This window comes from Pseudomonas sp. SbOxS1, from assembly GCF_013416725.1.
Classification (GTDB): Bacteria; Pseudomonadota; Gammaproteobacteria; order Pseudomonadales; family Pseudomonadaceae; genus Aquipseudomonas.
Genome location: NZ_JAAVXC010000007.1, coordinates 212,993 through 239,483 on the forward strand (window position 1 = coordinate 212,993; position 26,491 = coordinate 239,483).

The 26,491-nt window shown below is 57.6% G+C and carries 19 protein-coding genes; 10 read left to right on the forward strand and 9 right to left on the reverse strand.

The genetic code is table 11. The annotated features are described in order from the left end of the window. Positions 1–2: 2 nt before the first annotated feature. Positions 3–1,295 (forward strand): MFS transporter, encoded by a 1,293-nt coding sequence (locus HFK74_RS11500; RefSeq protein ID WP_180203598.1) that lies wholly within the window; start codon positions 3–5, stop codon positions 1,293–1,295. A gap of 63 nt (positions 1,296–1,358) precedes the next feature. Here the strand turns inward: HFK74_RS11500 and HFK74_RS11505 are convergent, their stop codons facing one another. The 7 genes from HFK74_RS11505 to HFK74_RS11535 form a co-directional block, all read right to left on the reverse strand. Beyond that, entirely contained in the window at positions 1,359–2,366 is a 1,008-nt protein-coding gene (locus HFK74_RS11505; RefSeq protein ID WP_180203599.1) for a DUF2889 domain-containing protein, read from the reverse strand. 12 nt (positions 2,367–2,378) lie between these two features. After that, complete coding sequence (locus HFK74_RS11510) at positions 2,379–3,314, reverse strand: alpha/beta fold hydrolase (RefSeq protein ID WP_180203600.1); 936 nt, start codon at positions 3,312–3,314, stop codon at positions 2,379–2,381. A 309-nt stretch (positions 3,315–3,623) separates the two neighbouring features. Further along, positions 3,624–5,327, reverse strand: coding sequence for a DUF1302 domain-containing protein (locus HFK74_RS11515; RefSeq protein ID WP_180203601.1), 1,704 nt, complete (start codon positions 5,325–5,327; stop codon positions 3,624–3,626). A 305-nt stretch (positions 5,328–5,632) separates the two neighbouring features. Then, the gene (locus tag HFK74_RS11520) at positions 5,633–7,189 is read right to left on the reverse strand and encodes an AMP-binding protein (RefSeq protein WP_180203602.1); all 1,557 of its coding nucleotides are present in this window, start codon (positions 7,187–7,189) and stop codon (positions 5,633–5,635) included. A 15-nt stretch (positions 7,190–7,204) separates the two neighbouring features. Next, positions 7,205–7,894, reverse strand: coding sequence for a hypothetical protein (locus HFK74_RS11525; protein ID WP_180203603.1), 690 nt, complete (start codon positions 7,892–7,894; stop codon positions 7,205–7,207). Next, positions 7,891–9,204, reverse strand: a complete 1,314-nt coding sequence (locus HFK74_RS11530; RefSeq protein ID WP_157711465.1) for a phenylacetate--CoA ligase family protein — start codon at positions 9,202–9,204, stop codon at positions 7,891–7,893. The genes HFK74_RS11525 and HFK74_RS11530 overlap by 4 nt, the downstream gene beginning before the upstream one ends. 48 nt (positions 9,205–9,252) lie before the next feature. Continuing rightward, entirely contained in the window at positions 9,253–10,338 is a 1,086-nt protein-coding gene (locus HFK74_RS11535; protein ID WP_180203604.1) for an amidohydrolase family protein, read from the reverse strand. Positions 10,339–10,739: 401 nt separating this feature from the next. Here HFK74_RS11535 and HFK74_RS11540 point away from each other — a divergent pair, with 401 nt between their 5' ends. The 8 genes from HFK74_RS11540 (at position 10,740) to HFK74_RS11575 (ending at position 22,882) form a co-directional block, all read left to right on the forward strand. Then, positions 10,740–12,278 (forward strand): class I adenylate-forming enzyme family protein, encoded by a 1,539-nt coding sequence (locus HFK74_RS11540; protein ID WP_180203605.1) that lies wholly within the window; start codon positions 10,740–10,742, stop codon positions 12,276–12,278. A gap of 23 nt (positions 12,279–12,301) precedes the next feature. Continuing rightward, positions 12,302–13,132 carry an enoyl-CoA hydratase gene (locus HFK74_RS11545; RefSeq protein WP_180203606.1) on the forward strand — a complete coding sequence of 277 codons (831 nt, stop codon included), beginning with the start codon at positions 12,302–12,304 and terminating at the stop codon, positions 13,130–13,132. Positions 13,133–13,168: 36 nt separating this feature from the next. Further along, the gene (locus tag HFK74_RS11550) at positions 13,169–14,455 is read left to right on the forward strand and encodes a MaoC family dehydratase N-terminal domain-containing protein (RefSeq protein WP_180203607.1); all 1,287 of its coding nucleotides are present in this window, start codon (positions 13,169–13,171) and stop codon (positions 14,453–14,455) included. Then, a complete protein-coding gene (locus HFK74_RS11555; protein WP_180203608.1) occupies positions 14,452–15,636 on the forward strand; it encodes an acyl-CoA dehydrogenase family protein in 1,185 nt (394 codons plus the stop codon). The genes HFK74_RS11550 and HFK74_RS11555 overlap by 4 nt, the downstream gene beginning before the upstream one ends. Before the next feature lie 14 nt (positions 15,637–15,650). Further along, complete coding sequence (locus HFK74_RS11560) at positions 15,651–16,727, forward strand: acyl-CoA dehydrogenase family protein (RefSeq protein WP_180203609.1); 1,077 nt, start codon at positions 15,651–15,653, stop codon at positions 16,725–16,727. Between the two features lie 47 nt (positions 16,728–16,774). Further along, positions 16,775–17,911 carry an amidohydrolase family protein gene (locus HFK74_RS11565; protein WP_157711458.1) on the forward strand — a complete coding sequence of 379 codons (1,137 nt, stop codon included), beginning with the start codon at positions 16,775–16,777 and terminating at the stop codon, positions 17,909–17,911. A 109-nt stretch (positions 17,912–18,020) separates the two neighbouring features. After that, positions 18,021–20,474 (forward strand): CaiB/BaiF CoA-transferase family protein, encoded by a 2,454-nt coding sequence (locus tag HFK74_RS11570; protein WP_180203610.1) that lies wholly within the window; start codon positions 18,021–18,023, stop codon positions 20,472–20,474. A gap of 26 nt (positions 20,475–20,500) precedes the next feature. Beyond that, on the forward strand, positions 20,501–22,882 hold the full coding sequence (locus HFK74_RS11575) for an enoyl-CoA hydratase-related protein (RefSeq protein ID WP_180203611.1): 2,382 nt from the start codon (positions 20,501–20,503) through the stop codon (positions 22,880–22,882). A 162-nt stretch (positions 22,883–23,044) separates the two neighbouring features. On the opposite strand, the gene HFK74_RS11580 is transcribed toward HFK74_RS11575, so the two are convergent. Both HFK74_RS11580 and HFK74_RS11585 read right to left on the reverse strand, forming a co-directional pair. Then, entirely contained in the window at positions 23,045–24,157 is a 1,113-nt protein-coding gene (locus tag HFK74_RS11580) for an acyl-CoA dehydrogenase family protein (RefSeq protein WP_180203612.1), read from the reverse strand. Positions 24,158–24,166: 9 nt separating this feature from the next. After that, on the reverse strand, positions 24,167–25,336 hold the full coding sequence (locus HFK74_RS11585) for an acyl-CoA dehydrogenase family protein (RefSeq protein ID WP_180203613.1): 1,170 nt from the start codon (positions 25,334–25,336) through the stop codon (positions 24,167–24,169). Positions 25,337–25,446: 110 nt separating this feature from the next. Between HFK74_RS11585 and HFK74_RS11590 the strand changes: the two genes are divergently transcribed. Next, positions 25,447–26,481, forward strand: a complete 1,035-nt coding sequence (locus tag HFK74_RS11590; RefSeq protein WP_180203614.1) for an AraC family transcriptional regulator — start codon at positions 25,447–25,449, stop codon at positions 26,479–26,481. Positions 26,482–26,491 lie beyond the last annotated feature (10 nt).

Sequence of the window (26,491 nt, forward strand, 5' to 3'; positions counted from 1 at the left end):
ACATGTCGGAAAATATCAAGAGGAGAAAGGTTGTTATCGCCTTGCTGTTGGTCGTGATGATCATCAGTGCACTGGATAAGACCATCTTCGCATTCGCGGGTGCGCAGATCATCGATGAATTAGCGCTAACGCCTGAACAGTTCGGGTTAGTCGGTAGCTCATTCTTCTTTTTTTACTCATTGTCAGGCGTGCTGGTCGGCTTCCTTGCCAACCGTGCGCCGACGCGCTGGATCCTGACGGGCATGTCGCTCGTGTGGATGGCGGCGCAACTGCTGGTGACGTTCAGCAGCGGCATTTCAGCACTGGTTGCCAGTCGGCTATTACTGGGCATCGGCACAGGGCCTGCAACGGCAGTCACCCAACATGCCTGCTTCAAATGGTTCAACCCTAAAGAACGCATGTTGCCTTCGTCGCTCATTTACAGTTCGATCATGCTCGGTGGATTGATTGGCGCCGCCATCCTTCCATACGCCATTGAGCACTTGGGTTGGCGCCTGGCCTATTTTTGCCTGGCAGTGGCTGGTTTGATCTGGCTTTGTTTGTGGCTGGCCTTTGGTCGCGAAGGCAGTCAGCAACTACACGGCGACCGTGCCGAGAATGGCGCCGAAACCAAAATCCCCTATAAGGCGCTGCTGCTCAACCGCACATTTGTTTGTATTACGTTGCTAGCCTTCTTCTGCTACGTACCCAGCGCCCTGGGTGTCAGCTGGACCGTTGTCTACCTCAAAAAAGGCCTGAACCTGAGCACCCTGCAGGCGGGCTATTACATGCTGACGGTAACCGTTCTGGCCATGATAACGGGACTGACGGTTTCCAGCCTTGCGCAGAAAGCGTTAAAACGCGGCGCAAGCCTTTTCTGGACGATGGTCGCTCCTCCATTGATGTGCAGCGCCTTGGGCGGACTGCTTTTTGCCCTGATCGGCATTTCAACTGATCAACCCGTGCTGATCACGGCATTGATGGGCCTTGGAACAGCCTTGGTCAATGTGTTGCCCAGCTTCAGCATGACCATCACCTCGCATTTCACTCCCGTGCAGCAACGAGGTTCAATGCTGGCAATCCATAATGCTCTGCAGACTTCTGCCGGCATGCTCGTTCCCTCTCTTGTCGGACAGTTGATCGCCTGGAAAGGAAATGAAATTGCACAGGGGTTTGAATGCGCAGTTTGCGGCTTCGGGATGGCGACTTTGATCTGCGCATTGATTGGATTTCGGGTCGTGACTCCGGAGTCGACCCGGATTGAGCTCCAGGCGATGGTCGTTGAACCTCACTTGCGCTGGATTCGTGCACATTGATTGAGTGGGTGACGAGCGTAGTCAAGCTAGCGCTGAAGAATAACTAACTCTACCGGCTACCCGTCATCGAGACTCGATGTACGCGGCCAGCGCAGGAACCTCAGCCAGTGCTCGCAAGGCATCATTGAGATGGGTACACCCCAGTTCCCGTCGCAGCGTCACCAGCACTTGTTGGCGCAACCCGGCCAGCGGCAGGCCGATCAGGCGTGCGACATTGTCAGCCGCCGCTGGGCATTCCTGGTATGGCAGGACTCTTGGCTGCGCCACCAGGCTCAGAATCTCTCCGCTGTGGGCATCGGCAGTGGCTTGCAGGCCATACTCATGCACAGCCATACGCTCACCGCCGGGGCTACTGGCACTGTCCTGAAACATGGCCTCGATCTGTAGACGGTCATCTTCACGCCACACATCGATACGACGCGCACGGCGCATGTTCACGCCGTTGCTCGCCGGCAGCTTGTGCCAGCCCGCCGGGTCATCCGGGTGCGCAAGCGCGGGGACCGACCTGGCATCATGCAACTCACCGCGAATATCCAAAATGGCCGAGGAGCCCTCGGCAAAACCAGTGCAAACACCGGTCATGCGACTACGGCGCTGCTCCAGCGCCAAGGCATCGGAACTCGGTATGAATTGGCTCAGCCAGCCATCTTCCCAACGCGACCATGCCCAATTGGCCACCAGACTTGCGCCCGCCAAGTCGTCGAGCAGCAGGTATAGAGGGGCACTGTTGGCCAGATCCTCAGCCAGTGCAATTTCGAGGGCTTTACGCAATTGGCTGCCGGCATTGAGCCCAACCAGTGAAGCAGTCGCTGGCCGAGCCGGCACAGTGCCAAGTCGGGTAATCTCACGCTCCCGACTAACCACCGCCTCGAAACGCTGCAAGGCTAGAGTGAGCGGTGCGCTGTCGGGATCATCACTGTAGATGTCACGGGCAATTCCGTGGAAATGGCCGGCACTCCCGTAACCACCCGGCCAGAGCACGTCGATAGATGAGGTACGCCTGACGGAGGCCGGTCGACGTAAGGGGGCATGACCTGACGGGCCAAGTGTACGGGCCAGTAAATCGCTCATGGGTTGCTCCTGTTATGGGTCTTGTTCGAGGAACTCATCAATGAGGGCTGCCAGCTCGCGTGGCACGTCATGCTGCAGGTTATGCCCGGCAGCGTCCAACAGCACCGTTTGCGAATCGCCTACGCAGTCAAACCGGCGTTGCAATGCCGCCTCATGCCCCTTGAACGCCTCAGTCAGAAACGAGTCAGCTCCACGCACAAACAGCACTCGGGCAGTGATTTGAGAGAGCAAGGTCTCAACTTGCTCGGGATGGGGAAATATCGGAATGAAACTGAATGTCTTGACATCGGCTGCAATACGCACCCCTCCAGCCGGATCAGGCTCAACAAAATGCCAAGCCAGAAACTCGGCCTGGGCCTGATCAATACGAGGATTTTTTCGAAGCATCCGCCGCGCCAGGGTGGCCACGTCCGGCAAATGTACGGTCCGACCCTCGCCTGGCCGGGCAAGGGAGTCCAGCCAGCTGCCGATACGAGTGCCCAGAGTCGCCAAGTGGTTGGGAAACGGTCCGAAGCCTTCGAGGTTGATAAAGCTGCGAATACGCGCGGGCCGGACACCGGCATACAGGCTGCTGATGTTGGCGCCCATGCTGTGTGCCACTAGCCGTACGGGCTCATCCGGGCTTACCTGATCGAGAAAGGCTTCGAGATCAGCCAGGTACTCGGTGAAGGCGTAGTGTGTACGCCTTTCGCTCAAGCCAAAACCGGCCCAATCGAGCGCAATAATATTCCAGTCCTGCTGCAACTGGTCGATCAAAAATTGCCAGGTTGCCGAATTGTCCATCCAGCCATGAAGCAGCACGAGCAATGGTGCTTGCGGTGAGCCCCATCGGCGCAGGTGGTGACGAGTACCGCGCAACTCGATGAATTCCGAGCGCGATACACGTTGCGCGCAATAGCTTCTTTCGTCCCCGGTACAATTCCCGGGCGAAGACAGAGTTTCAACCATTGCACTCTCCTCGATGAAATGGCGTTCTAGCGAACGGTTAGTCACAGGCGTGAGGAATGGGGTATGTTGCGTGGTTCGAATACACTAACAAGTGAGACTGATGCCGCCGTGTAGAGACGCAGCGGTCAGCGACGCAACGTGTGCAAGACTGACGTCGTCGCTCTCAGCGGCGGCACTGCACAGGCAAAGAGTATTCTCGGCTGAAAGAAGATCTCCCAGCGCCCAAGCTCCGCACGATGCCATTCATAGGCTACGTTGATCAGTTAGAGCTTGATGCGCTGGGAGACCATCTTATCGGGGGGTCTACCGTCAGAACGTGGTTTTGAGGGTCAATGTTACGCGGCCACGGTCAGTGGTTTGCCATGTGCCGGCACCATAGTACGTCGACCCGTTGCGTCGAATTTCGGCAGAGGAATCTGCAAAAATCAAAGACGCCGTCATCTGCTTACGGAAGTCCGCTTGCAAGCCAGCCGAATAGGTATAAAGACCTTCACTGGTACCACCAAAGTCAGCCGTGTTACCACTGATGCCACCACCCAGCGTCATTGGCACCGATAGATCTACACCAGGGAACACCTGCAGGTACTGCGGCGTGAGCGACATGTTGAAACCGACTGCGTTGCGGGTCGCGCAGCCTGCGTCCTTGCCTAACGGACAGGCACGGGTATCTTCGCCATTGAACAACGCTTCGTTGTCGGTAACTTTTTCGAGGTAGTCGTACGACACTTCGGCAACCATCGTGGCGGTGTCATACAGAGGCGTGTTGGGCAGCGAGAAAATGGTGTTGACCAGCGCGTGCCAGGTATTGCCTCGAGCCCCCTCATTGGCGGTACTCAAGCCCACTGAGCTCAAACCTGCATTACGCCGGGTCATCAGTTCCGCACCAACTGCGTACGGACCGATGCTGGTGTCCATGCTCAAACCAATCAGCTTGGTGTCACGTGGGAATACTGCGCGAAACTGGGTCGGATTTTCCGGCTCGCGGAACACCCAGAAACCGTTTTTCTCATCGAACTCCCGGTAGTAGAGACCGAAGGTCGTGGCATTGAGTTGCGGAACGGTCAGTTTTGCCGCCACGCCCCAGTTACCCGATTTGTGGTTGGGTTCCAGCGGGTCATCAGCACGGAAATTTGCCAGCGGAGTATTCCCGCCAAAGCGATCCGGACCTTCCATCAGGAAGTCGGTGGAACCCAGGAAGGTGCCACCTTGTGGAACGCGGATATGATCCCAATCAAGGTAATACTGAGCTGCCAGCGAGAGCATATCAGTCACCTGGCTCTGCATGGAGATCTGAGTGAGCGGCATGAATGTTTCGCGGGTTTCGATACCCGGTGAAGCCGCACTCTTTTGACCGTCAATCGGGTGCTGACTGTAGGAAATGCCTGCCTGGGAGAAAATCGAGGTACCCCAGTACACAACGTGACGGCCCGCCTTCACGTTTACCGGACGATCCGCAACGGTAAAGTTCGTGTAGGCAAACGCATCGAGAATCTCGCCGGAAAGGCCGTTGTAGTAGCGTTTTGTATAGTTGGAATATTTGTTGTTATCGTAACTGGTCGGCCCGGCAATAGCGGGGTTTTTCTTGACGTCGTCATCATCATAGGCCTGGTCATACCATGCCGAACCAGACAACCTCATCCCCACCTTTTCCCGCCAGTCCAGCTCCAGCTCGGAAAGCAGGTCCAGGCGATTGGTAACGATGTCCCCCTTGTCGAACTTGTAATCGCCCTCGTCCGAGTTGGCGTTATTACCGATGCGCTTATCACGACCATCGATGCGCGTTCCGAGGTTGTAACGCAGGGTGTTATCGAAGCGTGCAGTAAAACCTTCGACGCCGGTATCGATTTCTATTGCTGCAGCCGGCAGAACGACACCCGCCGCGAGACAGACTCCAATTGCATGCATCGAAACGCGGCTGCAACGACTTCTACGCAAAATCCTGCCTTCAAACATTTGAACCTCCAAACCTTTTTTGAATTTGTTATGCGGAGTGTTTTTCTTCATGTCGAGCATCGATCTTTTCCAGGCTATCCCCAGCCTCATGCACCACTGAGGGACGATTTTTAGTATCAGTTCGCCACTCAATTAACATAGCAATCATACTAATCCTGTATGTGATTAATCGTCAATATGATTAACCTGAAAATACCGATAGGTTTTTTAGGTCCGGAATAGGTGCGAGGATTTTGCAGTCGCTTTTCAAGCTTGAAACCGTCGCGGGACAGAACGCGCTCCCTGGCCGAGGGCAAAAAAAACGCGCACCCACCGTTGTGCGACCAACGATGCGTGCGCGTTAAAATGCGCGTGTGAAAAAACCTTTAACCCATGGACGGATAGCCTCCACCACCGTACATGCGATCTACCGCCCCTCTATCGATCTGCCCGTCTCGGCCTTTGGGCAAGGCCTCAACAAACTCAACTTGCTTAGGTTTTTTATAGGAGGCCAGACGTTGCCGGCAGTGATCGACCAACGCTGCCTCGGCCAGGGTTTGTCCAGGTCGCAAGACCACAATCGCCTTGACGTTTTGCGACCAGGTTGGGTCCGGCACACCAATCACGCAGGCTTCCTGCACCTGTGGCAATAGCCGCAGGCAACCTTCGATTTCCGCTGGATAGATATTCTCTACCCCCGACTTGATCATGGTGGTTTTCGGGCCGACGAACGCCACAGAACCGTCTGGCAATCGCTTGCCCAAGTCGCGGGTGCGATACCAACCATCCCAGGTACGCTGATCATTCTCCTCAAGTCGATTGAAGTACCCGTTCATGACCTGCAAGCCGCGCACTTCAATTTCGCCAGCTTCCCCGGCAGGCAACTCCTGACCTTCGTCGTTGACGATGCGTACCTGCACCAGTGGTGACGGTCGCCCCGCGCCCTCGCCGCCCAACCAGCCCATGACTGCAAACCCCATGATTTCGGTCTGACCGTAAAGCACAGGCTTGCGATTGAGAGGTGCCGACATTGGCATGACCAGAGGGTTGGTCCACTCCGGCGCCAATGGCGAGCTCCACAGACTGGATGTGTCGTACTGACCTTCGGCGTTGATCTTGCGTATCTGTTCAATCGTCGGCTGGGCGACGAAGGCATGGGTAACCCCTTCGTTTTCGATCAACGCCAGCATTTGTTCGGCGTCGACCCGGGGAATGAACACATTCTTGCCACCGAACATGAAAGTGGAGAGCGTGGTGACCAATGTGCCCAAATGAAACAGTGGCCCCGAATTGAGGAACACCGAAGACTCGCTGACGCTTTCAGCGTAAGCCACCATCAGGCCTTGATAAAGGATGGTGGAATGACTCAACAATGCGGCATTCGGATTGCCGCCGAAGGCGGCCGTGTATATCGCGAGCACCGGCAGCTGCTCATCAATTCGCGACTCTTCACGATGCTCGGGGAACCCGGCCAGCCAATCCTCATAACCGTCAAAACCTTCCAGATCCGACTGCACCCACTCACAATCATGCTGGCAGAGTCGTCGGGCACCCTTCACCGTTTCTCCAACTTCCGCGTCCTGCCAGAAGACAACTCCCGGGGTGAAATCATCGATCACGAACGCCAGCTCATGCTCGCTCTGGCGCCAGTTGGCCGGACAAAAAATAGCCCCGATGCGCGCGGCTGCCAGCAGACACTCGAGCACCCTGAACGAGTTCTGCCCGAGCCAAAGCACCCGACTGCCCTGCCCCAGCCCCGACGCCTGCAGTGCATTGGCCAGGCGATTGACCCGGGCGTCGAGTTGCGGCCAGGTCAAGCGCAGGTCGCCATCCACCACGGCGTCGAGCAGTGGCCGAGAGCGGCGATGCTCACTCAGTACATCGGCGAGACCGTGCTGACGAATCTGCGTGAAAGAGGCCAGTGACGTTAACTGCTGTGACATGAAATCGACCCTCCTTCAAACCGGAACGATACGTGGGTCAGGATTCCCACAACGGCATACGCCATGAACAACCTTTCCTTTGACGCCCGTTCGATAGCGCTGGAACACCTCACAGCGCTCCAGTCGGCTACTCAGGGTCACTTCACCGTCCTGCTCCTCGACTTGCCATTCGAAGCGATCGATATGCGCCCCGGCTCCGGCATTGCACTCAACGGCAACTGCCGGCCCTAGCTCCAGACAGCGATAGACATTGAGGCCAGGCTTGCCAACCAGGGCTTCATAAGCCCCAGGCCAGGCCCAGATCACCATGCCCTGGAAGAGTTGTTCCGGATCATGGCCAAGTCCTTGCAGTCCGGTCAGCGTTGCCTGAGTAATGCCAAACGCACCCACCAGTTTGAAACGACGTATGATCGATTCCACCCGCTTGGCATCGTAGAGCGACGAGTCAGCGGACACCGCGACCATGTTGTACTGCATGATCGACCGTTCCATGCCGAGCGCCTGAACCGACTCGTCAATCAAGGCGGTCACCATCAGATTCTCACCGGTACGGAAGTGAAACGTACCGAGAATCCTGCTCATGGCGCGAGTCGAACGCTCGGTTTCAAGTGCCGAATAAGCCAATGCCTGGCGTACGCCAGCCGCATCCCGGTAACGGCCAACAGCCATGGGAGCTACGGTAAACGACGGTTGTTCACTGTTCATGATTTCACCACCCGAGGGATCTTGTTTGGCGGACCGTTTTTCAGCAGCGAATCATTGCTGACCAGCTCGACATTGACCTGCACCTGCAGGGTTGACGACAACGTGTCGGCAATTCTCGCGCCCAACGCCTCGACACCATCGGTCAATGCACTTTCGTCATACCCGACACGCAACGTCAGGACGTCCATCTCGCGCTGCGGACGCACCATCTGGAACAGGCCCGTACAGGTTTCTGGAAATTGTTCCATCAACGGGAAAATATCCATCGGCAGAATCGAGCGCCCCTGGATCAGCATCTCGTCGCCCTTGCGTCCAATCGGTTTCAAACGTCCGTGAGTACGTCCGCAGGTACAAGGTTTTCGAGTGAACTGCACCAGGTCATCAGTGCGATAACGGATCAGCGGCGCCACATCGTCCAGCAATGCGGTGACCACCAACTCTCCCCGTTCGCCGTCAGCCACTGGGGCCGAGCCGGACGGATCCAGATGCTCGATCATCGCCAGGTCTTCCCAGGTATGCATGCCGTCATGGGCCTTGCAGTCCATGGTGGTGGTGATGTCGCCCAGCGAACTGAGTTCGAAGATCTCAAGACCCCACGACTCGACAACCTGGCGGAAATGCGGGCTCATCGGTTCACCGCCGAACACGGCACCACCGTACGAAGAAAACGCTTCGCTCAGGTCATCGCCAGTGTTCTTTTGATACTGCTCCAGCGCCATGATCAAGGGCGTTGAAAGCATGAAGAGTGCCTTGGGCCGGAACTGCCGGGAAACCTGAACCAAATGTGGCATCTGGTCCGGCAAGTGCTGGATTGCAATCGGACGCATGCCCGAGTCCAGCCACTTATCAGTGTTCAGGCCTTCGCGGAAAGTGAACAGGGCATAAGTGAAATAATCCGTAGGGCGTACACCCATGTGCCAGAGTTCACGCTTGAGACCTGCAAGCGCAACGTGGTAATCCGAGCGCGGCAATGGCGTTGGGTCGCCGGTTGTCCCGGAAGTGAAACCGACGCCACGCAGATGAGGCGGACCTACACAGGCCAATCCACCGTAGGGGTCGCCGTGACGGTCACGAAAACTGCGGATGGTGTCCTTGTCGATAAAGGGCACTTTCTCTCGAAAGTCGGCCAGGGAGCGGATGTCTTCGGGCTTGACGCCGGCCGCATCCCACACCTCGCGCACCAGCGCCGACTGGCTATAGGCGTAAGGTAACAATTGCAGGATGCGGGCCTCCTGCAGTTGCTCGATTTCTTCGCGCGGCATCGTTTCGATCACCGGGTCGAAGAACCTGTCGTCATCTAGTCTGCTCATGGCAAGTCCTTATTATTGTTGTGCTGCTGTCAACGACGCTCGGACGCGTTACTGAAACTCCGGGCGCGGCAAGCGGAACAGTCGGGCTGCGTTGCCGCCCAGAATATCGGCTTTTTCCTTTTCACTGATCTCTATCCCGTCGAACAGGCTGGCGACGATCTCACGCGAATGCGGGAAAGTGCCTTCGGCATGCGGGTAGTCCGAGGCCCACATCAAAGCTTCATGCCCGGTGACGGCACGCGCGGCGATACAGGCGCGGTCATGTTGGAAGGAAGCCTTGATCTGCCGACGAATGACTTCGCTCGGCTTGACCGACAACTTCGGTTGAACAAAAGCAGCGTGTGCGTGATAAACCTCGTCCATACGCTCGGCCAGAGCCCCCAACCAACTGGCACCGCACTCGATGATCGCGACCTGACACTGAGGGTTGCGATCCAGCACCCCACCCGAAACCAGGTAGGTCACGGCATCAATACCGTCGTTCATTTGTCGGGTGTAGTTCACCACGGCAGCGCCAGGGCCGCGCTCATGGATCACCGTCTCAAGCCCGGTCCCCGTGTGCATCACAATAACCACGCCCAAGGCACCGGCTTCACGGAATACAGGATCCCATGCCGGGTCGTTGTAGCGAGGAACGCCCGTCGGCGTAACAGAAGGCAGCATGGCGGCGGTAAAGCCCAGGCGCGCAACGCGCTTGAGCTCTTCAACGGTGTGGCGCAGATCACGAATCGGCAGAATCGCACACCGTACGAAACGGTCCAGATGGCCGGCGAAGAACCCATTGTTCCAGTCGTTGTACACCTGCGCCGTCGCATATTCAGCGTCAATATGCTTGATGGCATAAGCCCATAAGCCCAGGCTCGGGAAACAGATTTCAGCGTCGATTCCGTCTTTTTCCATATCCAGGATACGGCCATTGAGATCGTGCAACCCGACGCGTTTGACCCCCTCCAGGTCCACTACGTTAAGTCGCATCTTGAAGATCACTTCCTCATCGGTGCGGGTGATAAGGGTTTCGCCTTCACGCACAGCATGAATAGCGTGCTGACGCAGAGATGCTGGCAAACCATCGCGAAAGAGATCGTTAGGTTCACGGACGTGCGAGTCCGCACTGAAGATGAAATGGCCTGGCATGGGTGAAACCTCCATCGCTTATGGCAGTACGGATCGAGCACCTTATATAACGACGATTTACCACGCCGTCTCACAGCGCCCGCTCAACAGGATTGAACGAATAAAACTATAAATCATTATGCTGATTATCATTGCATGCGTTTTTTGGGCTGTCTATATGGTCACGCCCATCACCGCTCTGATTTTGCCAATCCCGCCCTCACAAAACCTCCAGCCAAAGGTTCCCTCACTGCCACCAAACCGTTGCCGGCCTCGGGTTTATCCGAGCCAAGCGCAAATCATGCACTCTGTATCAAAAAGAAATAATTTGCTTAATCATACAGCTCATTGATACGATAATTTCATCGCGACATCTTGCCCTCAATCCGGCAAGCAATGGAAATCAGTGACGAGAGCCCACCATGACGTTAGACCTCGCATCAAGCATTCGCAGTGTCCTCGCGCTAGCCCCTGACCAATCTGCTCTGGAGTATCAGGAGCGGTGGTATAGCTGGGGCGACGTGGCTTCGATCATGCAGCGGGGCGAAACCCTGCTGGCCACTGCCGGTCTCGGTGAAGGGGCTTCGGTCGGTATCTTGTTGCGCAACCAGCCGGCTGCAGTGGCCATGCTGTTGCAGGTATTGGCTACCCGCCGATGCGTAGTAACCCTCAACCCTTTCCAGTCGGCCGATAAAATTGCCAGCGATCTGGCGGCGGTGCAGGTAGATGCCGTCATCGCCGACGAACAGGACTGGGAGTCGTCTGCGATTCGCCAAGCTGTGGCGGACAAGGGCTGCCTGGCCTTGAGCATTAGCTCCCGAGCCGAACTGACGGTCCAGGCCTTGCCGGAGATTGTTGTCGCCCCTGAACGGATCAGCGCTCCCTCTCAGACAGGGATCGCCATCATGATGTTGTCCAGCGGCACCACAGGTCCTGCCAAGCGCATCGCACTGCCTTATTCCAATTTCGAGCACTCATTGCTTGATGCTGCCCATTATGAAAATAAGAAAAACGCATCCGGAAAAGCAGAGCTGAAGACATCGCCCGCGATGCTTTGCATTCCCCTGGTGCACATTGGCGGCATGTATGCAGCCGTTGCAGCCATCATCGCCGGTCGCTCAATCGTCATTCTTGAGAAGTTCTCGGTCATAGAGTGGACGCGAGCTGTATCGAAATATCGCCCTAAACTGGTGTCGCTACCACCGACTGCCATTCGCATGATTCTTGATGCACAAGTCCCCAAGGAATCAATCGATAGTCTGCTGGCCATCCGCACCGGAAGCGCACCGCTTGATCCCGAGTTGCAGCAAGCCTTTGAAGCCATCTATGACATTCCCTTGCTCGATGCCTATGGAGCTACCGAGTTTGCGGGTGCCGTAGCCGGCTGGAGCTTGCGCGACCATCAACGCTATTCCGCTGATAAACGTGGATCGGTTGGCCGACCACAGCCAGGTTGCGAGCTGCGAGTCATCGATCCTGAAACCAGTACGCCATTGGGAAATAACATCGTCGGCCTGCTGGAAGTGCGCTCCGCACAGGTAGGGACGGGACAGTGGGTTCGCACCACAGACCTCGCCGAGATAGACGACGACGGTTTTCTCTTTATTCGCGGCAGGGTCGATTCCGCCATTATTCGTGGCGGTTTCAAAGTACTGCCCCGCGATGTCGAGCAAATCCTGCGCGAACATCCGGCAATCAAGGAAATATGCATCGTTGGTATGCCCGACCAACGCCTCGGCGCCGTGCCCGTTGCTGCCTTTGAATTGGAGCCAGGTGCCACCCTGGACGAAAAAGATCTCGTTGCTTTCGCACGCAACAAGTTGGTGGCCTACCAGGTGCCCGTCAAATGGCAGGCCGTCGACAGGCTGCCTCGCACTCCGTCGCTGAAAATCAGCCAGTACGAAGTTCGACAGCTGTTCGATGCGCAAGCAGAAACTTCTCCCACCTCGGTGGCGCAATGAACAGTCTGGAACAGGAGCTTCGCATGTCTGAATCAGTGTTACTGAGCCATCTGGACAACGGCGTTCTAACGCTGACGTTCAATCGTCCCGAGCGCTTGAATGCTTTCAATCCAGCGTTGATGCGAGCGTTCGCAGACGCCATCAAGGACGCTGCGGCCAACCCCGAAGCACGCGTTGTCGTGATCACTGGAGCCGGCCGAGGATTCTGTGCGGGCGGAGACCTGGGTGGCGGCAAGTCGGCAGAAAAAAGCCCGGATGCGGCCGTAGCGCCGGCACGCCCGCGTGCCCCGGACAGCCTGGCAACGCGTATTGACTGGTTGCGGCGCAACATGGACGCCACCCGTTTGTTGTTCGAAATGCCCAAGCCAACCATCGCCATGATTCGTGGTGCAACCGTTTCCGTGGGAATGGCGATCGCTGCCGCCTGCGACTTCCGCGTGGTCTCGGATAACGCCAGCTTCATGACGGGGTTTGCCAAGGCGGGTCTGTCGGGTGACTACGGCGTCAGTTATTTCCTCACTCGCTTGTTGGGGACTGCCAAGACCCGCGAGCTGATGTTTCTTGGTGACCGACTGAAGGCCGAAGAGGCGTTGCGTATCGGCCTGGCGAGCCAGGTGGTCGCCGACGATCACCTGGAAGCAGCCACCGCAGACCTCGCTGCGCGCCTGGCGAGCGGCTCGCCGATCATTCAACGCTACATGAAACAGAACCTGAACGCCGCGCTGGAAATGCCCTTGCCGGCTTCACTCGACCTGGAAGCCACGCTGAACGTGCTTTCGGCGCAAACCAACGACCACAAAGAGGCGGTCAAGGCGTTCATGGAACGTCGCGACCCGCAGTTCACCGGCAGCTAAGCCCTTAACTCATTATTCGTTTGTCACGGAGACATCATGTCCGATCAAGCCCTGACTGAAGATTTCAAGAAAGCCACTGCCTACGAGCTGACCGACCACGACATCGAACGCGCCCACCTGTTGCTCGGCGTAGACATGGCCAGCCGTGATCAGGAACAGATTGGCACCGCCACAGTCGACAATATTCGCTCTTTCGCCTATGCCTGCGGCAGTGACAACCCGCTGTTCTGCAACCCTGAATATGCCGCGGGCACCCGTTGGGGCTCGGTCATTGCGCCGTCGATGATGGCCGGCGTTATCAACCGCCCAATGCTGGGTGACCCGATGAATGCAGAGCTGAAGGCCAACACCAAAAGCCTGTTCCGTGGCATCCACATGTTCATTTCGGGTGGTGAATGGACGTTCTACCGGCCCATTTTCCCAGGGGATACCCTCTATAGCTTTGGTGGTGAAGACGGTCTTGAGGTCAAACAATCAGAGTTCGCCGGGCGTTCGGTGACTCGATTCAACAGCCAGATCAAGGTTAATCAGCGCGGTGAAGTGGTCTCGGTGTATCGCTATCGGGCAATCCTTACCGAACGTAAAAAAGCGCGCGAGACCGGCAAATACAAAGACATCAGTCCGGCGCAGTACAGCGACGAAGATCTGGCGCGTATCGACGAGATCTATAGCGCCGAAACATCCCGCGGTGCCACGCCGTTGTACTTTGATGACCTGAATGTCGGTGATGCACTGCCCGGCGGCGCAAGCGGTCCTTTGACCGTGACCGACGTCGTGAACTTCCATGGCGGCGGCTACGGTTGGGTCCCCTACGGGCTGCGTACCGGTCGTATGTGGAATCAAAACCGCAAGCGTATCGCGCCGTTCTACGTGAAAAATGCCCAGGGTATTCCGGATGTCGCTCAGCGCCTGCATTGGGACAGCGACTGGGCCAAAGCCATTGGCAACCCGATGGCGTACGACTATGGCGTCATGCGTGAAAATTACCTGTTCCGCTATCTGACCGACTGGGTGGGTGACGGCGGCTGGGTCTACAAGCAATACGATGAGATCCGCAAGTTCAACTACATGGGTGACACCCAGTTCATCTCGGGTGAAGTCGTTGGCAAGCGCGAGGAAAACGGTCTTTTCCTGGTGGACGTCAAGCTGAAAATGGTTAACCAGCGTGGTGAGGACACTGTGCTTTGCGATGCCGTGGTGGCCCTGCCTTCTCGTACCCAGGGCGCGCTTGTGCTGCCTGAGCCACCTACCGACCTTAAAGTTCGCGCAGCACGAATGATGGCGCGGCATTGGGAGTTGTCTGCCGGGAAACAGAACAAATGAGCAGCGCCAGCGAGCACTTCGCGAATGTCGAGGCCTTAAGTGCCTTTCGCCAGGAAGTCGCCGACTTCCTCGGCGCAAACTGGCAGCCTAAAACCTCCGACAAAGGACTGTTTCGACAAGCAGCTGTTGAACGTGGCTACCTGTACCGCAATGTGCCCAAGGCCTATGGAGGATCGGAGCAAGCGCCGGACCTGGCTCGGGCACAGATAATCCAGGAAGAGTTCAATCGAGTTCGGGCCCCTATGGAAGTGCCTGGTGTCGGCTACGGCATGCTGGTGCCAACCTTGCTCGGTTGCGCCGAACCCTGGCAGAAAGAGCGGTTCATTTCGCCGACCCTGAGCGGTGAAATTCGCTGGGCTCAGGGCTACAGCGAACCGAACTCAGGCTCGGATCTGGCATCCATCCGAACTCGAGCGCGCCTGGAAGGTGACGAATGGATCATCGACGGGCAAAAGATCTGGAGCTCGGGTGCGGACAAGGCGCACTTCATGTTCATGCTGGTTCGCACCGAGCCTCAAGCATCCAAGCACGCCGGTATTTCCTACCTGCTGGTGGACTTGCGCCAGCCGGGGATCACAATCCGTCCGCTGCGGCAGATCAATGGCAGTGAAGAGTTCAGCGAAGTCTTTTTCGATGGCGCGCGCACGCCCGCTACCTGGATTGTCGGTGCCCGCGGGGAAGGCTGGAAAGTTTCCAAGACCACCCTGTCGGCCGAACGCTCGGGATTCATGGGTGCTGCCGAGACTTCCGTCACCCTGCATCGCAAACTCGTCGAACTTGCCCAGCGTTGCCAGCTTGATGGGCGCCCGGCCATTGATGATCCGCGTGTACGCGATCGTTTGATTCAATTGGAGGGGATGGTCAGCGCGCACTTTCACAACATGCAGCGTCAGTTCGCGCTACGTCTGGCCAAGCAAGAGCCTGGCAACGTGGCACTGATGAACAAGCTGATCGTCACGCGCATTGCTGCCGAGGTGGCGGATATCGCCCGAGACATCCTCGGCAACGATTTCATGCTGTCGCCCTTTGGCCGCGAAGCCGAAGCAGGCCCGGAAAAGTGGCTCAACCAATACCTGGGCTCACTGGGTATGGCCATCGCTGGCGGCACCTCCAACATTCAGCGCAACGTCATTGCCGAACGCGGTCTGGGGTTACCCCGAGACAACGTCGCGACTTCTTGAAGGCAGCCCTCGCCATGAATTATCTGCTCAACGAAGATCAACTCGCTTTTCAAGAAACCGCACAGAAGTTTCTCGCCACCCATGCGAACTCTGCTTTGTTGCACCGCATCGCTGATCGAAGCGATGGATGGCAGGACTCTCTTGCGAACCTCTGGCAGGGTTTTGCCGAGTTGGGCTTCGCCGGTTTGCTGGTGCCCGAAGAGTACGGTGGCATCGGTCTGGACCTGTTCGATGCGGCACTGATCGGGGAAACCCTGGGTGCTGCTGCAGCCCCTCTGCCCTTTATCGGCCATCAACTGGCTTGTTTGGCTATTGCCCGCGCCGGCAACCCTGAACAGAAAGCGAAATGGCTACCCGGCCTGGCTGATGGTTCGCTGATTGGCACCGTGGCCCTGCACGCGGAAACACCAGCCTGGCAGCCGGCTGGCTGGCAAGCCGATCCTGGAACCGCTGGGCAACACACCCTGCGCTTTGTACCTGTTCCCGGCCACAACGCCCCGACGCTGATTGTGGTCGGCACCGCCGGTGGTGGGCTGGGTCTGGTGACACCCGATACCGACGGTGTCAGCCGCCGAGACACCCCATGCATTGATCCCGCCGCTTTTCTCGCAGAGATCGATATTGATCAAGCGCAGGTCGAGCCGCTACCCGGTGGCATCGAACACGCCGCGGGCCTGCTGGCCGCTGGCCGCGCGCTTGTGGCTGCAGATGCCTGCGGCGGGACCATTCGCTGTGTCGAGTTGGCGGTTGAATACGCGCAAGTTCGCGAGCAGTTTGGCGTTCAGATCGGCCAGTTCCAGGCGGTCAAACATCAGATTGCCGACATCGCCCTCGAAGGCGAACCCAATCGACCATTGTGCTGGCATGCCGCACAAACGACAGCCAACCAGGACCCCGGCTTCAGCCGTCATGCCGCATTGGCCAAGGCGCATCTGAGCGACGCCTATCTGCGCACCGCCAGACGCACCATCGAATTGCATGGTGGCTTTGGTTACACCTGGGAAGCCGACCTTCACCTTTATCTCAAACGCGCGATGTTCGGCTCCGCCTGGTTAGGCAGTGCCACACAACTAAGACGCGAATTGGCCTGATCGTGCAAATAACGAAAGCCTTTTAAACTTTCACGAGGAATTTAAAGATGCGTCCTTTTGTTTTTAGCTGCGATGCCCATATCGTCGAGCCGCCTGATCTGTTCACCAAGGGCCTGCCAGCCAACCTCCAGCACTGGGCTCCCAACGTCGAAATCGACGACAAACGCATGCGTTTGAACAAGCTCGGCAACAACGTTATTTTCAAGATCCCGGTGGACTTCCACACCCATAAGGTCGGCGACTCTGACGATCTGGATGTACGTCGCCTCGGCGCACGTGATCTCAAGTTGCGTTTTGCCGACATGGAGCGCGATGGTGTCGATGCGGAGCTCGTTTTCCCAAGCCTGGGGTTGCTGGTCTCACGCATTCCTGACCGTGATGCCTCACGAGAAGCCTGCCGTCTCTACAACGACTGGGCCTGGGATTACCTCGAAGGTATTCGCTCCAAGCTCATACCTGCAGCGATTATCCCGCTGGTGAACATCGAAGACGGTATCGAAGAGCTCAAACGGGTGATCGCCAAAGGTTTCCGTGCTGTCATGATGCCTCCTGCCGGGTTGGACTCCGCCCCCCGTTACAATGATCCGGCCTGGGATACTTTCGTTGCGCTATGCGCTGAAGCCAAAGTGCCGATGGTGTTCCACACCGGCACTGGTAACGTCAATCTGCGCGCCATTCGCGGTCCCGGCGCTGCCCTGTTCAACTATGCCCGGCAGATGAACGATGCGGTCGACGTGATTGCCGCACTGATCGGCGGCGGTATTCTGGACCGTAACCCTGACGCGCACATTCTGTTCGTCGAAGCCGGTGCCGGCTGGCTGCTGGGGCTGGCGGAGCGGATGGACGAAGTCTATGAGGGCCATGCGCCTTCCATTCATCCCAAGCTTAGCCGCAAACCTAGCCAGATTGTCCGCGACCAGGTGCACTGCTCGTTCCAGAACGACCTGGGGTGCCTGCTCACCATCAAAGGCCTGGGCATTGGCAACTTCCTGTTCGCCACCGACTATCCGCACAGCGAGGGGACCTTCCCTTACTCGCGCGAACTGGTGGCCGGGATGTTCGAGCAAGTGCCCGAATTGAGCGAGGAAGACAAGGCAGCCCTGCTCGGTTTGAACGCCGCCCGGATGTTCGGCATCACTCCCCAGCAAGTGGCCGAAGAAACCCGACGGGTTCTGAGCGCCTGATCCTTGCGCGGCAATGGCTAATACAGCATTGCCGCACAGCTATTGCAATGATATATATGATTAATGCGTTACCACAATAATAACGGTTTAACCCAAGAGGATCGAACCCATGCGCCAAGACGAGACAATCGCCCTTTCAGCGCTGCCCCTGGATGGCATGCGAGTTATCGAACTGGCCAATGGCAAAACTGACATGGCTGCGCGTGTGCTTGCCGACTTCGGTGCTCAGGTGATTCTGGTCGAACCGCCCCAGGGCGACGCCTCTCGCGCCTGCGAACCACTGCTCGATGATGTCAGCCTTTACTTCGTCACCCACCACGCCAACAAGCAAAGCGTGGTCATTGACCTACAGGACAATGCAGGGCGTGAAGATTTCAAGCGCCTGCTCGAACATGCCGATCTGCTGATCGACGGCAAGGGACCGGGAGTACTGGAGGCTCTGGGTTTGGGCTTCGAAGCATTACGCGAGTACAAACCGGACTTGCTGCAACTATCGATCAGCGATTTCGGCCTCACTGGCCCTTACCGCGATTTCAAAGCCTCACACGCCGTGCACACCGCCATGGGCGGCGTTCTCTGCCGTTCGGGTAAACCCGGTCACTCGCCGTTGTTGCCACCGGGCAAACTGTGCTGGGAGTCCGCGGCCATCCAGGCAAGCTGGGTTGCATTGTTGGGCCACTGGCAACGTTTGCAGGCCGGTGTTGGCGACCATCTGGATTATTCAATTCATGAGGCCATTGCACAGCTGATGGACCCGGGGATGGGTGTGACCGGTAGTGCCGCTGCCGGTAAGTCGGCCCTGGACTCCACTCCCCATGGTCGACCACCCGCCGTGCCGCTTTATCCGATTGTCGCCTGTCGGGATGGATACATGCGCCTTTGCGTGCTCAATCCCCGCCAATGGCAGGGTATGTGCGACTGGCTGGGCGATGACCACCCCTTCCGCGACCCGATGTATGCCAACATCGCCAAGCGTATGGCCGTGGCTCAAGAGATCAATGCACTGATTGGCAAGCTGTTCAGCCAATCAACGGCAGTCGAGTTGCTGGCTGAAGGCCAGCGCCGAGGTGTCCCACTGGCCATCGTCGCCACGCCGGCCCAAGTGTTGCAGGATGAGCATTTCGCAGTCCGTGGCGCCTTCGATGACCTCCAGGTAGCACCGGGACGGACCGGGCGTGTGCCGTCGGGTTATGTGGAATTCGACGGCCAGCGTGCGGGCATTCGCAAACCGGCACCCGCCTTGGGCGAACATGACGATAGCGTCTGGAAAGCCCTGGCAGGCCATACCTGCGGTGATCCCGTACGCTCGTTTGCCTCAACCTTCAAGCGTCGCCCACTGGAAGGGATTCGAGTCCTCGATCTGGGTGTGATTATCGCGGGTGCCGAGGCTGGACGGCTGATGGCCGACCAGGGTGCGGAAGTCATCAAGGTGGAAAACCGTGCATTTCCTGATGGCGGCCGCCAGTCAATGACCGGTGAACCCATCACGCCATCCATTGCCCAGGGTCATCGCAACAAGCTCAGCATGGGCGTCAACCTGCGCAGCGAAGCCGGTCGCCTGCTGTTTAAACAGTTGGTAGAGAAGTCCGACGTACTGCTCTCAAATTTCAAACCGGGCACACTTGAGTCCCTCAGCCTGGGTTATGACGTTCTGAAAGAGGTCAACCCTCGCCTGGTCATGCTTGAGAGCAGCGCCATGGGCAACACTGGCCCGCAAAGTCGCACGCTTGGTTATGGCCCTCTGGTGCGTGCCAGCACCGGCCTCGCCTCCCTGTGGCGTGACCCGGAACTACCGGACTATTTCGCCGACGGCGTGACCACCTATCCGGATCACTTGGCCGCACGGGTCGGAGTTACAGGCGTACTCGCGTTACTGATCCGTCGCGAGCGCACAGGGCTGGGTGGCAACGTCAGCCTGTCGCAAGCGGAAATTTTCATTAATGCCAATACCGAACAATTCCTCGAGGAATCGCTGCAACCCGGATCCTTCGTGGCCCAAGGCAACACCTCGCGGCACAATGCACCAGAAGGCATTTTTCCGTGCCTCGGTGAAGACGAGTGGTGCGCAATTTCCGTTGCCAGCGACGCGCAATGGCAAAAGTTTCTGGCCGTCATCCAACGCCAGGATCTGCTCGATGATAAATCGCTTGCCACACGCGACGGTCGGCTCGCCAACCAGAAGACGTTGGATACCCTGGTCATCGAGTGGACTTCGCGACTTACGCCACGCGAAGTCACCGAACGCCTTCAATCGGCAGGCCTCAGCGCAGGCTTCATGCAGCGCTTGAGCGAGTACCGCGAGGATCCTCACTTCGCTGCGCGCGAGTTCATTGCAACCCTTGAACATCCTGGTTTGCCGGCGCCACTTCCGACTGAGAATCGACTGATGCAGTCACTCCATATGCCTGCCCCAACGATTCGTCCGGCCCCCTATCAGGCCGAGCACACTCGCGAGCTTGCAACCCGTTTGCTGGGTCTGCGCCGCGCGGACATTGAGACGCTGATCGCCGATGGTCATCTCGAAGACATGACCCCCCTGGCCGAACCTGCCCTCAAGGCCTGAACACAATCAATAAAAAGGACTATCCGATGAGCCTTAAATCTGTCAGCGACCAGACCCCTATTGTGATTGGCGTGGGCCAAGTGTCGGAGCGCCTGGACGATGCCGACTATCACCAATGGTCGCCCACCGATCTGGCAGCTCAGGCGGCGAAGGTCGCCTGCGCTGACGCTCTGAGCGTCGAGCAATTGGCTGGCAAAATCGATGCAATCTACGCTATTCGTACCGTGGCCGACTCCGCTCCCGCCCCGCTTCGCCCTCAGCGCGCGCCTTTTGGCAGCCCAAACAATGTGCCTGCCGCAGTCGCCGAGCGGCTCGGCGCACAGCCACAGGTAGCGGTTTATTCACCGGCCTGCGGCGATGAGCCTCAAAAACTGGTCGGTGAGATCTGCGAGCGTTTGTTCGCTGGCGAGTTTCGCTTGGCGTTGCTGTGTGGCGGTGAAGCGGCTTCGACCCAACGTGCTGCACAGGCCAGCCAGCAAACGCTGAGCTGGGCTGAGGAGCACGGGCAGCCGCTGGATGATCGCCACTGGAACGTCGGCGCCATGCGAACCAAGCATATGAATGATCAGAGCCTGATCATGCCGACTACGGTCTATCCGTTGCTTGAACAAGCACGTCGCAAGCGCCTGGGTTTGTCGCGAGAGGCCTATGCCGCGAAGATGGGCGAGCTGATGGCCCCGTTTTCGCGAGTGGCGCAAAGCAATCCTCATGCTTCCAGCAAAAAGCCGTGGAACGCCGAGGCCATCGCCACAGTCGGCCCGGACAATCGCATGATTGCCGACCCTCATCCTATTTCAGTGGTGGCGCGAGATCAGGTCAACCTGGGCTCGGCTCTGCTGCTGACGACCGTTGGTACGGCGCGCGCGCTGGGCATCAGTGAAGACAAATGGGTCTATCTGCATGGTTACAGTGCACTGGACGAGCGCCATGTGCTTGAACGGCAAGACCTGGGCAGCTCGACGGCCATGGCACAAGCCTACGAACAAGCACTGCAGGAAGCGGACGTCACGGTCGCCCAAGTTCGTTATCTGGACATCTACAGTTGCTTCCCCATTGCAGTGTTCGCTGCACTGGATGCTTTGGGGCTTGCCGCTGATGATCCACGTGGGCTGACCCTGACCGGAGGCCTGGCGTATTTTGGTGGACCCGGCAACAACTACTCCAGCCATGCCCTGGTGGAACTGGTGCAGCGTTTGCGCGCCGATCCAGGCTCAATGGGCATGGTCGGTGCCAACGGAGGCTTTCTTTCGACTCACGCGGTAGGGGTTTACTCGACCACGCCACGTGAATGGCACCATTGCGACAGCAGCTCACGCCAAGCGTATATCGACGCCCTGCCCGCGCCAGCATTCACGATTGATCCCAAGGGCTGGGGCCGGGTGGAAAGCTACACCGTACTGCACGATAAAACCGGACCGCAGGAAGTCATTGTCATCGGCCTCCTCGAAGGCACCGGCGAGCGCTTCGTCGCCAACAGCATTAAAGGCGACACACAGACCTTGCTTGCCTTTGTCGAGAACGATGGGCTTGGCCAGCGCGTGTGCATGCGCTTGAACCAGGGAATTAATCGTTTCGCTATCAGTCAGCAAGCACTGGATAAAGGCGTTCCTGTCCCATCAATCAAACTGCAATCGAGCTACGAGCATGTGCTGGTTGAACGTCGCGGGCCGGTGCTGGAGATCACCATCAATCGCCCCGAGGTCAACAACGCGATGATCCCTGAGGCCAATGACGAACTCGACCAGATCTTCAACGCCTATGAAGCCGACAACAGCTTGTGGGTGGCGATAATCACCGGCGCCGGACAAAAAGCCTTCTGTACCGGTAATGACCTGAAGGCGGCCTCGACCGGCCGTCGCATGTGGATGCCTCGCAACGGATTTGGCGGTTTGACAGCGCGGCAGAATCGGGAAAAGCCGATAATCTGCGCGGTAAATGGTTATGCCATGGGCGGTGGCTTCGAAATCGCGCTGGCCTGTGACCTGGTGGTGGCCGACAGCGAAGCGCAGTTTGCTTTGAGTGAAGTACGCGTCGGCTTACTGGCCGGGGCTGGTGGATTACAACGTCTCACCCGCCAGATTCCTTACAAGCAAGCAATAGACATGATCCTGACCGGACGTCGAGTGGGTGCCGAGGAAGCCCGAAGCCTGGGTTTCATTAACCGTCTTGCTCCAGCCGGGCAGGCACTGCAAGTGGCCCGCGAGCTGGCCGAAGTGCTGCTTGAAGCGTCACCCAACTCGATTCGCCTGAGTAAGCAATTGCTCAACGAGCAAGCGCAATTTGCCAGCGAGAACGACGCTGTGCGTACTACCTATAAAGCAATCGATCGGGTCGTAAACAGCGAAGACCGTATCGAAGGCACCATGGCCTTCGCACAGAAACGCAAACCACTGTGGAAAAACCGCTGAGGTAACACACTCAGATAACAAGAAGGGGGCGCGGATCTGCATCCGTGCCCCCTTCTTGTTTAGCGAAAACATAAAACACCAGGCCTTTGCTCAACTACCAGCACATGGCTTGACAGCGAAGCAGTTACTCGCGGCCAAGCCATGTCTCTGTCCGGCTATACGTCATCCATTAGCGATGAGGCCACCCAGCCGAGCCAGCAGCGCCGATTGCCCGCCCAGCACCAACTCGAGCTTCTTGGCGAGCAGGCAGTAACGAAACAACGGATAGTCCCGATCCACACCCGTACCACCGTGCACTTGTTGCACTGCATGGCTGACACGGTGCAAGGCTTCACAAGCGTAGGCACTTGCCGCCAGTACCGCTTCGGTTGCCAATGCGACGTCACCTGGACGGCTCAAACGGCTGACCGCTTGCTCCATCAATCCTCGCAGACATTCGGTATCGATATGGCAATCAGCAAGTGCATGAGCCACTGCCTGGAACGTCGCGATAGGACGTCCGAACTGTTCGCGCTCGGACGTGTACTCAGCCCCCATGCGAGTCATCGCACTGCAAACACCCACCGCCATCGCGGTGGCTGCTGCGAACAGATGCAATTGCGCATTATCGACAAATGCCGGAGCCGCTGCAGCGTCTAACAGAAGGTTGGCTGACACGTTTTGCAGCGAAAGAGTAAAGACATACTCGCCGGTAGTCGTGGTCTGCTGTTGACGCTCGATGCCTTCCGACTGCAAGTCAAACAGGAACACGCCAACGCCATCGGTATAGCGAGCCAGAGTCCAGCACACGCCTGGTCGGTCGGCCACTGCCACACGGTGCTTGCAACCTGAAAGCCGCCATTGACCGTCTACCAATTGCGCCTGGGTGTTGACGTCCAGCAACTCACTTTGCCGGGTTTCCGCTGTAGCGCTGGTGAATACAACCTCACCCGCCACCAGCTTCGGCCACAACACGTCGAGCACAGGCGCGTTGCCCAGTGCCAGCAACGGCAGAGCACCGCCAACCAAAACCTCCAACAGAGGCACCGGTGCCACAGCATGCGCCGCTCGTTCAAGAAAAACACAGAGGGTTTCAAAATCCTCGCCTACGCCCCCTTGGGCTTCGGAGAGTTGTATGCCTAGCAAACCCGTCTCGGCCAGTTGAGCCCAGAGCTCGGTGTCATGGTATCCGGTGGCATCCACCGCTCGCAGACGTGGCTGAGTTGCCTGGTCTGTAAACAATCGCGTCGCCAACTCTGTCAGCTGTTGCTGGGTGGCGCTCAGGGAAAAATCCATACAATTCTCCTAACGAGGCAGTTTCAGGCCGGCCTGCGCGATAATGTTCCGTTGAATTTCATTGGCGCCACCGCCAAAAGTGAGCACGCTGCCCTTGCGGTACAGCTTTTCCATCAGACCGCTGACAATCACGTCCGAGCCTTCGCGAAGCAAACCTTGCGAACCGATGATTTCGCCCATCAGTCGACCCAACTCGACATACACCTGCGAGCCGTAAACCTTGGTTGAGGAGGCCTCAACCATCCCGCTGCCGCCGTTGTTCATCACCCACAGCGCTTTCAGGCACATCATTTTCAGACCTTCGAGCTTGACCTTGGCTAGCGCCAGATTGCGCTGTACCCAAGGCAGTTGCAGCAGATGCTTAAAGTCTTCATGGGTCTTGAGCAGGTTCAAGGTGTGGTCGTAGAGCATGGCCACGTAACCGTAGTTGACCAGCGCCAGACGCTCGAGATTGAGCTGTGCGGTGATTAACGACCAACCGCCATTGAGCTCACCGACACGATAACTGTCGGGAACGCGTACGTCCTGATAGTAGGTCGCCGCGGTATCAACACCCAAGGTATGGATAGTTGTGCAGGAATAACCCGGAGTATTGGTCGGTACCAGAAAGATCGTAATACCTTTGTGACGCTTGGCTGGATCAGGGTCGGTCCGTGCCGCCAACCAGATGTACTGGCTGAAAGGGGCGCAACTGGTCCAGATTTTCTGCCCATTGATGACCCAATCATCGCCATCACGCACCGCACGGGTACGCAGATTGGCCAGATCGCTGCCTGCACCAGGCTCTGAATAGCCGATGGCCAGATAGGCGGAACCCGACAGGATTTCACCCACGACCTTTTCGCGCACTTCGCCTTGGGCGTAGCGGGCAACCATGGGGCCGATGGAGTTTGCCGAGAGTGCCGGCCATGGGAAGCCCACGCGCTTGGACTCTTCGACCAGAATGTACTGTTCGATCGGATCGGCACCCTCGCCGCCCAGTTCCTTCGGCCAGGACATCTTGATCCAGCCGTCGCGCCCCAGTTGCTCAAGCTTTTGCCAGTAGATCGGGCCGCCTCCATGACTCCAGAGGGGGTCTTTGAGTTCGGCTTCGAAATCGGCCGTCATCATCTGCTCGACCATGTAGGTCCGCACACGGTCGCGAAAGCGCAGGTGCTGATCGCTAAGATCCGTAATCATCCTATTGTTCTCTTGTTATGGACATTGATACGACACTATCGATAATGCGAGGCTTGGTATGAAGGACAAAAAACGACTTTTTGCATCACCGATATTTGAATGCGAACCCCATGGCTGAAAACTTGAATGAATCATGGTCGCTGCGCGGTAACTATCGCTACGCCACCAACCAGTTGCTGATGGGGGCACGCCGTCACCAGATAGCCTTGGAGCACATCTGGGAAGCCGCTGGCTTGCAGGAGTTCGCCTCCAGTAAAGCCCCGCTCAAAGCGCATCAGTTTGCCAGGCTGCTGAGGGCGACCACCGAAGTACTCGACGACGAGTTGTACGGCCTCACGCGGCACCGCGCCAAGCGCGGGACCTGCGCGATGATGGTCGATCTGGCGTTGGGTTGCAGCACCATGGGCGCGGCGATGGAGCAAGTCGCAAACTTCTTCCGGATCGTGACGGATGACATCGAAGTACGTTGCACTCTCTCGGACGATCAGATCGAACTGAGTGTCATGGTGACGGAGCCTGAGTTGGACCCGATGGGATTTCTCTGCGACTACTACATGTTGTACCTGCATCGTTTTTTCAGTTGGAGCATCGGTGCGCTGCTGCCCGTGCGGCAATTGTCCTCTACCCGTCCTGACGCTCCCGACGCCAGTCGTCTGCTGCACTACATACGCAGAGAATGGCTCCCAGGTCAGGCGACCAACACAATGACACTCAACACCAGGTACTGGACAACGCCAATCAGTCGTACGCGCGCCGAATGGCACGCCAACGTTGACCGGCTGATGGGACAAGGCATTCTCGGCTGGCCCGATGCCAAGGAAAACTGTTCAAACCAGGTTCGCGCGCTGCTGGCTGATGCACTGAAATTACGGATGGGTTTGCCTCGTCTCCAAGCCATTGCCAGCCAACTGTGCCTGAGTACACAAACCTTGCATCGGAACCTGCAGCAGGAAGGCACGAGTTTTCAACGGATCCTGGACGATCTACGCCGCGATCAGGCCATCGAGCTGCTGGCAAATCAGCATCTAAGCCTCGCTGATGCTGCTGAGCAGCTTGGTTTTTCAGAAACCCGGTCTTTCAGCCGTGCGTTCAAGCAATGGACGGGAATCAATCCTTCGGTGCTTCGCCGCGAAAGCAACAATTGAACGTGTAAGC

Coding starts and splice junctions, on each gene's coding strand:
- HFK74_RS11550 (WP_180203607.1), top strand. CDS start 13,169: ATGTCCGATCAAGCCCTGACTGAAGATTTCAAGAAAGCCACTGCCTAC.
- HFK74_RS11510 (WP_180203600.1), bottom strand. CDS start 3,314: ATGGTTGAAACTCTGTCTTCGCCCGGGAATTGTACCGGGGACGAAAGA.
- HFK74_RS11535 (WP_180203604.1), bottom strand. CDS start 10,338: ATGCCAGGCCATTTCATCTTCAGTGCGGACTCGCACGTCCGTGAACCT.
- HFK74_RS11515 (WP_180203601.1), bottom strand. CDS start 5,327: ATGCTCGACATGAAGAAAAACACTCCGCATAACAAATTCAAAAAAGGT.
- HFK74_RS11500 (WP_180203598.1), top strand. CDS start 3: ATGTCGGAAAATATCAAGAGGAGAAAGGTTGTTATCGCCTTGCTGTTG.
- HFK74_RS11555 (WP_180203608.1), top strand. CDS start 14,452: ATGAGCAGCGCCAGCGAGCACTTCGCGAATGTCGAGGCCTTAAGTGCC.
- HFK74_RS11505 (WP_180203599.1), bottom strand. CDS start 2,366: ATGAGCGATTTACTGGCCCGTACACTTGGCCCGTCAGGTCATGCCCCC.
- HFK74_RS11590 (WP_180203614.1), top strand. CDS start 25,447: ATGGCTGAAAACTTGAATGAATCATGGTCGCTGCGCGGTAACTATCGC.
- HFK74_RS11580 (WP_180203612.1), bottom strand. CDS start 24,157: ATGGATTTTTCCCTGAGCGCCACCCAGCAACAGCTGACAGAGTTGGCG.
- HFK74_RS11525 (WP_180203603.1), bottom strand. CDS start 7,894: ATGAACAGTGAACAACCGTCGTTTACCGTAGCTCCCATGGCTGTTGGC.
- HFK74_RS11520 (WP_180203602.1), bottom strand. CDS start 7,189: ATGTCACAGCAGTTAACGTCACTGGCCTCTTTCACGCAGATTCGTCAG.
- HFK74_RS11570 (WP_180203610.1), top strand. CDS start 18,021: ATGCGCCAAGACGAGACAATCGCCCTTTCAGCGCTGCCCCTGGATGGC.
- HFK74_RS11560 (WP_180203609.1), top strand. CDS start 15,651: ATGAATTATCTGCTCAACGAAGATCAACTCGCTTTTCAAGAAACCGCA.
- HFK74_RS11540 (WP_180203605.1), top strand. CDS start 10,740: ATGACGTTAGACCTCGCATCAAGCATTCGCAGTGTCCTCGCGCTAGCC.
- HFK74_RS11575 (WP_180203611.1), top strand. CDS start 20,501: ATGAGCCTTAAATCTGTCAGCGACCAGACCCCTATTGTGATTGGCGTG.
- HFK74_RS11545 (WP_180203606.1), top strand. CDS start 12,302: ATGTCTGAATCAGTGTTACTGAGCCATCTGGACAACGGCGTTCTAACG.
- HFK74_RS11565 (WP_157711458.1), top strand. CDS start 16,775: ATGCGTCCTTTTGTTTTTAGCTGCGATGCCCATATCGTCGAGCCGCCT.
- HFK74_RS11585 (WP_180203613.1), bottom strand. CDS start 25,336: ATGATTACGGATCTTAGCGATCAGCACCTGCGCTTTCGCGACCGTGTG.
- HFK74_RS11530 (WP_157711465.1), bottom strand. CDS start 9,204: ATGAGCAGACTAGATGACGACAGGTTCTTCGACCCGGTGATCGAAACG.